General features: G+C 72.7%; 8 protein-coding genes. 5 read left to right on the top strand and 3 right to left on the bottom strand.

Features of this window, described 5'->3' with window-relative positions:
• On the top strand, positions 1 to 3089 hold a 3089-nt coding region (locus EJK15_RS62075), incomplete at its 5' end, for a type I polyketide synthase (RefSeq protein WP_138719711.1).
• Between the two features lie 7 nt (positions 3090 to 3096).
• Here EJK15_RS62075 and EJK15_RS62070 read toward each other — a convergent pair.
• Positions 3097 to 3822: a thioesterase II family protein gene (locus EJK15_RS62070; protein ID WP_240777969.1), complete on the bottom strand. Its 726-nt coding sequence runs from the start codon at positions 3820 to 3822 to the stop codon at positions 3097 to 3099.
• Between the two features lie 70 nt (positions 3823 to 3892).
• Positions 3893 to 6262 (bottom strand): penicillin acylase family protein, encoded by a 2370-nt coding sequence (locus EJK15_RS62065; protein WP_240777968.1) that lies wholly within the window; start codon positions 6260 to 6262, stop codon positions 3893 to 3895.
• Positions 6263 to 6529: 267 nt separating this feature from the next.
• On the opposite strand from EJK15_RS62065, the gene rfbA reads away from it, so the two are divergent.
• From rfbA to EJK15_RS62045, 4 genes are read left to right on the top strand one after another with little or no spacing between them, the layout of a single operon-like run.
• The gene (gene rfbA, locus EJK15_RS62060; RefSeq protein ID WP_138719709.1) at positions 6530 to 7405 is read left to right on the top strand and encodes a glucose-1-phosphate thymidylyltransferase RfbA; all 876 of its coding nucleotides are present in this window, start codon (positions 6530 to 6532) and stop codon (positions 7403 to 7405) included.
• On the top strand, positions 7402 to 8391 hold the full coding sequence (gene rfbB, locus EJK15_RS62055) for a dTDP-glucose 4,6-dehydratase (RefSeq protein ID WP_138719708.1): 990 nt from the start codon (positions 7402 to 7404) through the stop codon (positions 8389 to 8391). Before rfbA ends, rfbB begins: the two co-directional genes overlap by 4 nt.
• A 19-nt stretch (positions 8392 to 8410) precedes the next feature.
• The gene (gene rfbC, locus EJK15_RS62050; RefSeq protein ID WP_138719707.1) at positions 8411 to 9025 is read left to right on the top strand and encodes a dTDP-4-dehydrorhamnose 3,5-epimerase; all 615 of its coding nucleotides are present in this window, start codon (positions 8411 to 8413) and stop codon (positions 9023 to 9025) included.
• Positions 9022 to 10134, top strand: a complete 1113-nt coding sequence (locus EJK15_RS62045) for a DegT/DnrJ/EryC1/StrS family aminotransferase (protein WP_138719706.1) — start codon at positions 9022 to 9024, stop codon at positions 10132 to 10134. The genes rfbC and EJK15_RS62045 overlap by 4 nt, the downstream gene beginning before the upstream one ends.
• A gap of 334 nt (positions 10135 to 10468) precedes the next feature.
• On the opposite strand, the gene EJK15_RS62040 is transcribed toward EJK15_RS62045, so the two are convergent.
• A partial coding sequence (locus tag EJK15_RS62040) for a type I polyketide synthase (protein WP_138719705.1) occupies positions 10469 to 12663 on the bottom strand: 2195 nt, incomplete at its 5' end.

Here is a 12663-nt window from a genome sequence, read left to right as displayed (position 1 = left end):
AAGAGACAGCCCTCACCCCCACCCAAGACACCCCGGCAGACCTGCACCACGCCTGGCCCCCGCCGGATGCCCAGCCGCTCGACACCACCGGCCTGTACGACCGCCTGGTCGACCACGGCTACGGCTACGGTCCCGCCTTCCACGGCCTGACCCGCGCCTGGAAACACGGCGACGACCTCTACGCCGAGGTGTCGCTGCCGACCGATGCCGCCGATCCGGCGGGCTACGGCGTGCACCCCGCGCTGCTAGACGCGGCGATGCACGTGGGCATGTTGGCCGGGCAGGACGCCGGACAGGGGGCGGGGGAGGGCGGTCCGCTGATCCCGTTCAACTGGAACGGCGTCACCCTGCACGCCGCTGGCGCCACCGCGCTGCGAGTACGGCTGCGCCGTCTGGACGGCGACGAGGTAACCCGGCTGGAGGTGGCCGATCCGGCCGGCCGGCCGGTGGTGTCGGTGGAAGAGCTGACCGCGCGGCCGCTGGCTCCCGGGCAGTTGAGCGGCGCGGCCCCGGCCCGGTGGTTGTATGAGGTGGCCTGGCGGTCGGTGGACGAACGTGGCGCCGAGACCGCGCGGACCGCTGCCAGGGTGCTGGATGTCGCTTCTTCGGCAGGCGGGGAGCCGGTGGACGGTGACGTCCCGGCGCGGGTGCGGCGGGCCGTCGGGGAGGTGCTGGGCGAGTTGCAGAGCTGGCTGGCCGAGGCGGACCCGCGGCCGGTGGCGGTGGTGACCCGGGGCGCGGTGGCCGTGGACGACGGCGAGGTTCCGGATCCGGCGCAGGCCGCGGTGTGGGGCCTGGTACGGGCCGCCCAGGCGGAGGAACCCGGCCGGATCACCCTGATCGACCTGGCCCCCAGGCAGCAGAGCGCCCGGGATGCGGCTGGCGGTACTCCGGCCGCCCCCGCACCCGACGGCGCGTCGGCGCCCGCACCCGACGGCGCGTCGGCCCCCGCACCCGACGGCGCGTCGGCCGCCGAGGCGGCCGCGGTGCTTCGGAGCGGGGAACCACAGGTCGCGTTGCGCGGCGACCGGCTCTGGGTGCCCCGGCTGGAGCGGGCCCGCCTCGGCGAGGAGCCCGTGGCGGCCTGGCCGGCCGATGGGACCACGCTGATCACCGGCGGCACCGGCGGGCTGGGAGCCCTGATGGCCCGGCATTTAGTGGCCGAACACGGCGTGCGGCAGCTGCTGCTGGTCTCCCGCCGGGGCCTGGACGCCCCCGGGGCGGCCGAACTCCGCGACGAGCTGATCGAACAGGGCGCCGAGGTCACCGTCGCCGCCTGCGACGTGGCCGACCGGGACGCCCTCACCGTACTGCTGGAGGGAATCCCCGGCACCCTGCGCGCCGTGGTGCACACCGCGGGGGCGAGCGCGAACGCGGTCCTCGCCGACCTCACGCCCGAGCTGGTCGACCAGGTGGCCGGGCCCAAGGCGGACGCCGCCTGGCACCTGCACGAACTCACCCAGAAGCATGACCTGGCCGAGTTCGTGCTGTTCTCCTCGTCGGCATCGCTGGTGGACAACCCCGGCCAGGGCAACTACGCGGCGGCGAACGCCTTCCTCAACGCGCTGGCCGAGCACCGCCGGGCGGCGGGCCTGCCGGCGCGTACGCTGGCCTGGGGCCTGTGGGGCGGCGAGGCGGGCATGCAGAGCCGGCTGCGCGACGACGACCTGGCCCGGATCCGCCGCTGGGGCATGCTGCCGCTGCCGGTGGACGCGGCGCTGATGTTGTTCGACGCGGCGCGGCGGGCGGACGCCGCCGTGCTGGCGCCGATCCGGCTGGACCCCGCCGCTGTGCGGGCCCGCGCGGACGGCGTTCCCGCGCTGCTGCAAGATCTGGCCCCGGCCGTACGGCGTACGGCGGCGTCGGGCGGGAACGAGCTGGAACCGCTGGCCGCACTGGGCCCCGAGGAGCGCCTGGAGCGCCTGGTCGAGCTGGTCCGGAGGCGGGTGGCCCAGGTGCTCGGACACGCGGACACGGAGCCCGTCGAGCCGGATTCTGACCTGGTCGGGCTGGGCCTGGACTCGCTGGCCGCCATGGAGCTGCGCAACGCGCTCACCTCGGACACCGGCGTCCGCCTGCCGGCCACCGCTGCCTTCGACTACCCGACGGCCGGCGCGCTGGCCCGGGTGCTGGCCGAGGAGATCGCTCCGGCGCCCGGCGTACCGGCCGGTGAGGCCGCGGCAGCCAACGGCCAAGCCCGGCCCGGACCCGCCACGGCGTACGGCGACGGGCCGGCCGTACAGGACCTGCAGGGTGCGGCGGAGACGTTGAGCGGACTGTTCCGCGCAGCGGCTGCCGCCGGCAAGATCGAGGAGGGGATGACGCTGCTGCACGCCGCCGCCGCGGTCCGTCCCCGGTACGGCGCGGCCGACGCTCCGGACCGCACCCCGGTGGTGCTGGCCACCGGCCCGCGCCGGCCGCGGCTGTTCTGCCTGAACTCGCCGATGGCCTTCGGCGGGCCGCACCAGTTCGTCCCGCTGGCCGCGGAGTTCCGCGAGGTGCGCGACCTCGCCGTGCTGCCGGTGCCCGGGTTCGTACGGGAGGAGAGCCTGCCGGACTCGCTGGACGCCCTCGTGCACGGGCTGGCCCGAATGGTGACCGGCGGCGGCGAGGTCGAGCCGTACGCGCTGGTCGGGTACTCCGCCGGCGGGGTGTTCGCGCACGCGCTCGCCGGCGCGCTGGCGGAAGCCGGCCAGGGCCCGGCCGCGGTGATCCTGCTCGACACGCACGTTCCCGGGGCGGGGGAGAGCACCGGTGTCTGGTCCTCGATCGTGGGCGGCCTGCTCGATCGGGAGGCCGTGTTCGGCCCGTTCACCGCCGCCCGGTTGTCCGCGATGGGCTGGTACGCCGCGCTGCTGTCCCAGTGGCGGCCGGTCGAACTGGCGGCGCCGACGCTGTTCGTCCGCGCCGCCCAGGGGGTGGCGACGCCCGAGGGGTCGGCCCCGGCCGTCGGCGCGGGCTGGCGTCCGGTCCTCACCCCCGGTACGGCGGTGCGCGAGGTGGCCGCCGACCACTTCAGCATCCTGGAGTCCGAGGCGCGGCAGACCGCCGCCGTGATCGAGGAATGGCTGGCTCAGACGTCCGGGTGAGTGTGACTCACCCGGACAGCGCGATGAGCGCGTCGGTCACCTCGGCCACCTGGTCGTCCAGGTAGAAGTGCCCCCCGGGGAAGACCCGCAGGTCGAAGTGGCCGGTGGTGTTCCGGCGCCAGGCGCGGGCCTCCTCGACCGTGGTCTTCGGGTCGTCGTCGCCGACGAAGACGACCAGGGGGCAGCCGACTGCGGCGTCCGCGGCGCACTGGTAGGTCTCCACCGCCTGGTAGTCGGCGCGCAGCGCCGGCAGCACCATCTCGAACAGCTCCGGGTCCTGCATGAACATTGGGTCGGTGCCGCTGAGCCGGCGGAGTTCGGCCGCCACGCCGGCCGCGTCCCGCCGGTGCACCGACTCGTCGCGGTAGGTGGACGGGGCGCGCCTGCCGGAGGCGACCAGCGCGTGCGGCGCCGTGCCGCGCCGCTCCAGGAGCAGGGCGAGCTCGAAGGCGACCAGCGCGCCCATGCTGTGCCCGAACAGCAGCGTGGGCCGCCCGTCGTCGGGGAGCGCGTCGGCGATGCCGGCGGCCAGCAGGCGCACGTCCGTCAAGGGCGGCTCGTGCCGGCGCTCCTGCCGGCCCGGGTACTGCACCGCGTGGGCGTCCAGCGCCGGGTGCAGCGCGGCGGACAGCTTGAAGTAGGCGCTGACCGCGCCGCCGGCATGCGGCAGCAGGATGACCCGCGCCGGCGCGTCCGGCGCGGGGTGAAATCGCTTGATCCAACGCTCGTCCACATTGTTCCTTCCGCCGTGATCCGTTCGCCGCCCCCTGGTGAACCCCATGAACTCCGGGGAGCCGCGGCGATCACCCGCGGCCGGACGCCGCGGGCACCAGAGTGATGACGCTTTCCGTGTTCCGCGCGACCGCGGCCGGGCTGTACAGCAGCGGCACCTGGGCGCCGGAGCTCCAGGCGGCGGCGAGGTCCGCGTAGTGCGGGCTCGCCGGGTCCCCGGACTGCCCGGGTGCGCTCACGAAGGTGGAGTTGTCCCAGGCCCCGACGTCCAGCACCATCCGGTACGCGGCGCCGGACTGCGACCGGTAGGTCCCTCGGGCATAGGTCGAGGCGTCCACCGTGGTCACGGAGCCGCCCCGGGGGAACGGGCCCACGTGGTCGCCCAGGGGGTGGGAGAACAGCGCCTGCTGCAGGCTTCCCCAGCGCCAGGCGGCCGGGTCGGCGCCGAGCCGGCCGCGGACCTCGGCGTAGGCCGCGCGCAGCGTCTGCTGCACGAGCCGGTCCCGTACCGCGGCGCCGTCCGGTCCGAACCAGCGGTCCGGCCGCTCCAAGGCGTCGATCACCTGCCGTACGTCGGCGCGCGGCACCCGGGCGGCCACCGCCGGGGAGACGAACTCAGCGAGGAACGCCGGGCCGAGATGCCCGGAGAGCCAGGGCTCGAACAGCGCCGCGCCGGGGGAGTCGGCGCTCGCCGTACCGTCGTAGTCGCGCAGGTGCCGCAGCGCGGCCGCGGTGTCCGGGTCGTCACCGGCCGGTATGTCGCGCAGTACCGCGACGATGCGCCGGGCGTACTCGTCGACCTGGTCGCGCTGGAGTCGCGCCATCTCGGACGGAGTGTGCCGGGTCGAGCCGGACAGCACGTCCTCGATGCGCTCCTTGCGCGCCGCCGGCTCCCACTCGTAGCCGACGCGCACCGGGTGCCCGGATGGCATGCTGAACTCGTTCGCCGAGGCGACGAAGCCGCTCTTGGGGTCGCTCACCCTGGGCAACTCGGCGCCGTCGTGGAAGCCGTCCCATTCGTAGCGGCCGTCGCCGGGCACCGGCAGCAGCCCGTCGTGCCGTGGCCGGCGGGGGACCAGGGCGCCGGGCACCCAGCCGATGGCGCCCGAGGTGTCGGCGTAGATCAGGTTCTCCGGCGGGGCGGCCCAGCGCCGCACCCGGGCGGCGAACTCGGGGAAGCTGCGCGCGGTCATGGCGTCGAGACCGGTGAGGTACGGTGCCGTGCCCGGCTCCGACCAGGCGGTGCGCAGGCCGAACGCGAGGCCCCGCTCCGCGTCCACCTTGAGCACCGGCCCATGCCGGGAGAAGGTCAGCTCCACCTGGCGGGGCGTCGAGCCGGCCACCGGCACCTCCTCCCGCACCGTGGTGAAGGGCACCCAGCGGTCACGGTAGAGGTAGCGGCCCGGGTCGTCCGGGTGCAGGCGGTACACCTGAAGGTCTTCCTGGTCCGCGGCGAAAACCGTGAGCGCGAAAGCGGCGCGGCCGTTGTGCCCCATGGAGATACCGGGCAGCGCCGGCTCGCCGGCGCCGATCACGTCCAGGCCGGGCGCGGACAGGTGGGCGACGTAGCGCAGCGCCGGCGCCGTGGTGGCCCGGTGCGGATCGCCGGCGAGGATCGGCCGGCCGGTGGCGGTACGCGACGGCGCGAGCGCCCAGGCGTTCGACCCTCCGGGCGACGACGGCGGCGGCGCCGGCCGTACCGCGACGCCGTCGAAGGCGACCGGCGTGATGCCGAGCAGGTAGGTGTTGAGCACGTCCGCGGGCACGTCGCACGGGTCGAGCCCGTCCGGCACCTTGGGCTCATGCGCGGGTTCCAGGCGGACGAGAGCCCGGGCGGCGGATTGCCCGCCGAAGCACATCGCGGCCGCGCGCAACGCCTCGGGGTACGCGTTGAGCGCCAGCCCGTGGCTGCGGATCCGCACCACGTCCTCAGGCCGCCAGTGGTCCGGCCGGTGGCCCAGCCGGCGAAACTCCGGTGGCAACGCCTCCGGGTGCGCGTTGACCCAGTCGACGTAGGCGTTGACGCCGCGGACGAACGCGGTCACGGCGCGGCGCGTGTCCGGCCCGTAGGCGGCCCACTCCCGCTGGATGTCCCCGCGGTACAGGAGGAGCCGGGAGGCCCGGTCCTTCTCGACGTAACGAGGCCCGAAGGCGGCCGACAGCAGGCCCAGGCCGCGCCGCCGCCACAGGTCGAGCTGGAACAGCCGGTCCCGCGCGGCGTTGTAGCCCTGCGCCAGGAACACGTCGTCGGTGTTGCGGGCGTACAGGTGCGGCACCCCCCAGCGGTCCACAACCAGCCGCACCGGCTCGCGCAGCCCAGGGACCTCGCGCGTGGAGGCGTCCTTCATGTCCCGCGCCGCCGGCTCCGCAACGGCCGGCGTGACTGAGAGCACCGCGGCCACGATCGTGGTGACGGCACGGCGTAAGGCGACAACCCGCACCGCCGGACTCCCTTCAGGAAACGTCAATTGGAGAAATTCTCGTCGCCAGGGGAGACCGGGTCAGCCCCTACCCTCCCCTTATTCAGGTGTCTCACCGTGCCTATTCGCGGCCGGGTGCGGACGGTCCCCTATTCGCCGGTTACCGGGGCATGGCGTCCGCCACCGAAACCCCCTAATGCTCCCCCTCTCTCCGGTCATCCGTCTTGCCGCTCCGCTACGCCCCTGCTTAGCCTCGGAACACTTCCACGCAGCAGAGAGGTAAAGGCCGTGAAAGGAATCGTTCTCGCGGGAGGCCGGGGAACGCGGCTGCATCCGATCACCGCCGCGGTCTCCAAACAGCTGCTCCCGGTGAGCGACAAGCCGATGATCTATTACCCGATATCGGTGCTCATGTTGGCCGGCATCAGGGATATCCTCCTCATTTCCTCGCCCGACCAGGTGCCGAACTTCGTCCGGCTGCTGGGCGACGGCGCCCGCTTCGGGCTGAACATCTCCTACGCCTCCCAGGAATCGCCGGACGGGATACCCGAGGCATTCATCATCGGCGCCTCCCACATCGGCGGCGGCCCGGCCGCGCTGATCCTCGGCGACAACATCTTCCACGGCCCCTCCTTCTCGGAGGTGCTGGAAGAGAACGTGCAGGAAGTGCAGGGGTGCGTGCTGTTCGGTTATCCGGTGAGCGATCCCGGCCGGTACGGAGTGGGGACGACCGATGAGAGCGGGCGCCTTACCTCGATAGCGGAGAAACCGGCGAAGCCGCGCTCCAACAGAGCCATCACCGGCCTGTATTTCTACGACAACGACGTCATCGACATCGCCAAGAATCTCGAGCCGTCCGAACGGGGCGAACTGGAGATCACCGACGTGAACCTGGCCTACGTACGGCAGGGCAGGGCCAAACTGGTGGATCTCGGCAGAGGATTCGCCTGGCTGGACACCGGTACGCCGGAGACGCTGCTCCAGGCGGGACAGTACGTGCAGACCCTCGAACAACGGCAGGGCGTGCGCATCGCCTGCCTGGAAGAGGTGGCGCTCCGCATGGACTTCATCGACGCGGAGCAGTGCTACCGGCTCGGAGCCGAGCAGTCGCAGTCCGGCTACGGCCAGTACGTGATGAGCATCGCGAGTAGTTACGCGCAATGAGGATCCTGGTCACCGGCGGCGCCGGATTCATCGGCTCCCATTACGTCCTTACCCTGGCCGAGCGGGGCGACTGCACGCTGACGGTTCTCGACAAGCTCACCTACGCGGGCAACAGGGCCAACCTGGAGCCCGCCGACGGCCGCTTCACGTTCGTGCGGGGCGACATCTGCGACGCCGCCCTCGTCGGAGAGCTGGTGGCCGCGCACGATCAGGTGGTGCACTTCGCCGCCGAATCCCACGTCGACCGGTCCATCAGCGGCGCGGGGGAGTTCGTCCGCACAAACGTGACGGGGACCTACACGCTGCTCGCGGCGGCGGTCGAGCACGGTCTCGGCACGTTCGTGCACGTCTCGACCGACGAAGTGTACGGCTCCATCCCCGAAGGCTCCTGGGGGGAGGACCAGCCGCTGTCGCCCAGCTCGCCGTACTCGGCGTCGAAGGCCTCGGCCGACCTGCTCGCCCTCGCCTACCACCGGACGTACGGGCTGGACGTGCGGGTGACCCGCTGCTCCAACAACTACGGGCCGTACCAGTTCCCCGAGAAGGTCATCCCGCTGTTCGTCACCAACCTGCTCGACGGCGGCAAGGTTCCGTTGTACGGGGACGGCATGAACTCGCGCGACTGGCTCCACGTGGCCGACCATGTCGCGGGGATCGAGCTGGTACGGCAGGCAGGCCGGCCGGGAGAGGTCTACAACATCGGCGGCGGCACCGAGCTGACCAATCGCGAGCTGACCGGGCTGCTCCTGGAGGCCTGCGGCGCCGGATGGGAGCGCGTGGAGTTCGTCGAGGACCGCATGGGCCACGACCGCCGCTACTCCGTCCACGACATCAAGATCCGCGTTGAGCTGGGGTACCGCCCGGCCGTGGACTTCGAGAAAGGCCTGGCCGAGACGGTCGAGTGGTACCGGAACAACCGCCCCTGGTGGGAGGCGCATAAGGGTGCCGTAGGGGTTGCCGCCGCAGATCAGGGCGACCCACCATAACGTCGAAGAAGGGGATCATATGCGGATTCGCGAACTCGGCATCGGCGGGGCGTTCCTCGTCGAGCCCAAGGTCTTCCCCGACCCCAGAGGACTGTTCCTCGAGGTCTTCAAGCAGCCTGCCTTCACCGAGGCCGTCGGCCATCCGCTGACCGTGGCCCAGGTCAACTGCTCCGTCTCCATACACGGCACGATCCGTGGATTGCACGCGATCCACCTGCCCGGCCAGGCCCGCTACGTGAGCTGCCCGAGCGGCGCCGTCCGCGACATCGTCGTCGACATCAGGCACGGCTCGCCCACGTACGGCGAGCACGTCGTGGCGGAGCTGAGCGAGGACAACCGGCACGCGCTCTACCTCGCCGAAGGGCTCGCGCACGGGTTCGCCCCGCTGACCGGGCAGGCCACCGTCTTCTACCTGTGCTCCAGCACCTGGTCGCCGGAGAGCTCCTTCGAGGTGAACCCGCTGGACCCCGAACTCGACCTGCCCTGGCCGCGCGACCGTGAGCCCGTCCTGTCGGACAAGGACCGGGCCGCGCCCTCCCTGAAAGAGGCCGAACGTCTCGGCATCCTGCCTTCCTACGCCGACTGTCTGGCCCGCTACGCCGAACTCGCCACACCGGACGGAGCGCCGCGTTGATCCCGCTGTTCAAGGTCCCCATGTCGGAGTCGGCTCCGGCAGCGGTCGCCGAGGTCGTCGGCAGTGGCCAGATCGGCCAGGGCGCCAAGGTCGCCGAGTTCGAGCGGGCGCTGGCGGAGCGGATCGGCAACCCGCGCGTCGCCACGGTCAACAGCGGCACCTCGGGGCTGCACCTGGCGCTCCACATGGTCGCCGCAGCAGGGGACGACGATGGCGAGGTGCTCTCCACGCCCCTGACCATGGAGGCCACCAACTGGACCATCCTCGCCAACCGGCTGCGCATCAAATGGGTGGACGTCGATCCCGCCACGCTCAACGTCGACCTCGACGACCTGGCCCGCAAGATCTCCCCCCGCACCCGCGCCATCGTCGTCGTGCACTTCTCCGGCTATCCGGTTGACCTCGGGCGGCTGGCGAAGATCCTCGACGAGGCCGAGGCGGCCTTCGGATTCCGCCCCGTGGTGATCGAGGACTGCGCCCACGCATGGGGCGCCACCTACCAGGGCCACCGCCTGGGTACCCACGGCAACGTCGCGGTGTTCAGCTTCCAGGCGATCAAGCATTTGACCTGCGGTGACGGTGGGGCTCTGGTGCTGCCGGACGACGAGCTGCACCAGCGGGCCACGCTGCTCCGCTGGTTCGGCATCAGCCGCGGCGCCGACCGGCTGCGCAACCCGCCGGACGTCGCCGAGTGGGGCTACAAGTTCCACATGACCGACATCAACGCCGCGATAGGGCTGGCCAATCTGGACTGGGCGGAGGAGGTCGTGGCACGGCACCGGGCCCACGCCGCCCACTACGACCGGGAGCTCGCCGGCGTGCCGGGGCTGGAACTGACCGAACGCGCGCAGGATCGCGAGTCGTCCTTCTGGATCTACCCCGTCAAGGTCGAGGACCGCGCCGGCTTCATGAAGCGCATGGACGAGGCCCAGATCATGGTCAGCAACGTCCACGAACGCAACGACACCCACACCTGCGTCCGCCGGTACGCCACGCTGCTGCCCGGACTCGACAGCGTGGCGGAGCGCGTCGTCTGCCTACCCGTGGGCTGGTGGGTGACCGAGGAGCAGCGCGCGCACATCGTCGAGACCGTACGGCGCGGCTGGTGAGAGCGGGTCGGACCAGCAGGTAGTCCGCGGCGTCGTAGACGATGCCGCGGTCGGCCATCCATGCGCGGGCCCAGGGCGGCCATCCATGTGATGTGCGGGCCCATTTTTTTCTTCCCGGAGGCCGGCCAGGTGCGGAAGGTCGCTTGGTTGATCACTCGGCGAATCTCAGTCAGGGCGGGCAGCGGATCGTGAATGAGCGGTCCGTCGTCGACCGGGAGAAGCCGCTTGGACACTCCGCGGATGACGGGGTGCAGCCGCGTCCCCCGGCCACCGTGATGCCTTTATCGGGTTTCCCGCTTCCTCTGCGGCCGCCGCCCGGTTTCGAGGACCTCGGCTACACGTCGCCATCCAGCTCCCGGTCGAGAATCTCGAAGAGTTCCTCCGCAGAGGCCGCGGCGAGCCGCTCGTCGTCCGCCGCGGAGGGAGGAGGCTCGGGAGACTCCGGCTCCGCTGGGGCCAGCCGCTCGGCCAGGTATCGGGCGACCGCGGTGGCGTTCGGCTGATCGAAGGCGAGCGTGGCGGGCAGCGGAAGGCCGGTCCGCCGGCGCAGCCGGTTCCGCAGCTCGACGGCGGCCAGCGAGCTGAAGCCGAGCTGCACGAAGCCGCGCTCGGCGTCGATCGCGTCCGCGGCGTCGTGCCCGAGCGCCACCGCTGCCTCGGCCTGGACCAGCTCAAGCAACATGCGGTCCCGCTCCCGGGCAGACAGCCCGGCCAGCCGCTCCCGCAGCCCGGCTGCGCCGTCCGACCCGTCGGTCCGTGCGGCCACGGCGGCTGTACGGCGCGCGCCCACGAGGTCACGCAAGAGCGCGGGCAGGTCGTCGCCACGAGCCCGCAGCGCGCGGACGTCCGGCCGGATCGGCGCCAGCACCGGCGCGGGCACGCGCAGCGCCGCGTCGAACAGCGCCAGCCCGGTCTCCGCGGAGATCGCCGGTATGCCCAGCCTGCGCACCCGGGCCAGGTCGGTGTCCCGCAGCGGCCCGCCGAGCCCGGTGTCCACCGCCCACATTCCCCAGGTCAGTGAGGTGGCGGGCAGCCCGGCGGCGGCGCGATCCGCGGCGAGCGCGTCGAGGAAGGCGTTGGCCGCCGCGTAGTCGCCCTGCCCGGCGGCGAGCACCATCCCCCCGGCGGAGGAGAACAGCACGAAGTGGGTAAGGTCATGCTTTTGGGTGAGTTCGTGCAGGTGCCAGGCGGCATCCGCCTTCGGCCGCAGCACCCGGTCCAGCCCTTCCTCCGTCAGCGTGCCGAGCACCCCGCCGGCCATCACTCCCGCGGTGTGCACCACGGCGCGCAGGGTGCCGGGGATTCCCTCCAGCAGTACGGTGAGGGCGTCCCGGTCGGCCACGTCGCAGGCGGCGACGGTGACCTCGGCGCCCTGTTCGATCAGCTCGTCGCGGAGTTCGGCCGCCCCGGGGGCGTCCAGGCCCCGGCGGGAGACCAGCAGCAGCTGCCGCACGCCGTGTTCGGCCACTAAATGCCGGGCCATCAGGGCTCCCAGCCCGCCGGTGCCGCCGGTGATCAGCGTGGTCCCATCCGCCGGCCAGGTCGCGTCGTACGGGTCAACGGCTGCGGCGCGCGATACCCGGTCGGCGTGATCCTCGCGCGGGAGTGTGGCGCGGGTCAGCCGGGGGACCCACGGCCGGTCGTCACGGATCGCCAGCTCGGGCTCGCCGGTGGCCAGGGCGACGCGCACGCCGTCCGTCAGGTCGCCGGCCGGATCCAGGTCGACCAGGATGATCCGGCCGGGGTTCTCCTCCTGGGCGGCCCGCACCAGGCCCCAGACCGCGGCCCGCGCCGGATCCGGCGCCTCGGTGTCGCGCACCGCCACGGCACCCCGGGTGATCACCACTGCCGGCCGGGTGTCCGCCTCGACCGACCAGTCCTGCAGGCCGGTAAGGACCGGACGCAGGGCACGCCGCACCCGATCCGGCACATCGCCGCCTGAGGCTTCGCCAGCGCCGCCGGTGGCGTCGATGACGAGCGCGTCGGAGGCGTCCACCGCGCCGAGGGGACCCGACGGCGCGACCGGCCGCCACGTCACCGCGAGCAGCGACTCCGAGGCCGGGCGGGCCTGTGCCAGTTGGTCGGCCTGGACCGGCCGGGACACCACCGTCTCCACCGTGGCCACCGGCCGGCCGGTGGGGTCGGCCAGGTCCAGCCGGGTGACCTCGTCGCCGTCCAGACGGCGTAGCCGTACTCGCAGCGCGTCGGCGCCGGCGGCGTGCAGAGTGACGCCGTTCCAGTTGAACGGGATCAGCGTGGCCTTCGGCCCGGCCACCAGGTCCACGTGCATCGCGGCGTCGAGGAGCGCGGGGTGTAGGCCGTATCGGGTGGTCTGTCCGGCTTCTTCGGGGAGGGTGATGTCGGCGTAGAGGTCGTCGCCGTGTTTCCAGGCGCGGGTCAGGCCGTGGAAGGCGGGGCCGTAGCCGTAGCCGTGCTCGACCAGGCGGTCGTACAGGCCGGTGGTGTCGAGCGGCTGGGCACCTGGCGGGGGCCAGGCGTGGCCCAGGTCCGTTGGGGTGTCTCGGGGGG

Source organism: Nonomuraea basaltis, assembly GCF_005893125.1.
GTDB classification, from domain to species: Bacteria; Actinomycetota; Actinomycetes; order Streptosporangiales; family Streptosporangiaceae; genus Nonomuraea; species Nonomuraea basaltis.
Note: the sequence above shows the minus strand (reverse complement) of the source record. Positions and strands in the feature narration are given on the sequence as shown.

Excerpts from the sequence above, each read along its gene's own strand:
- rfbB (WP_138719708.1), top strand. The coding sequence starts at position 7,402 with ATGAGGATCCTGGTCACCGGCGGCGCCGGATTCATCGGCTCCCATTAC.
- rfbC (WP_138719707.1), top strand. The coding sequence starts at position 8,411 with ATGCGGATTCGCGAACTCGGCATCGGCGGGGCGTTCCTCGTCGAGCCC.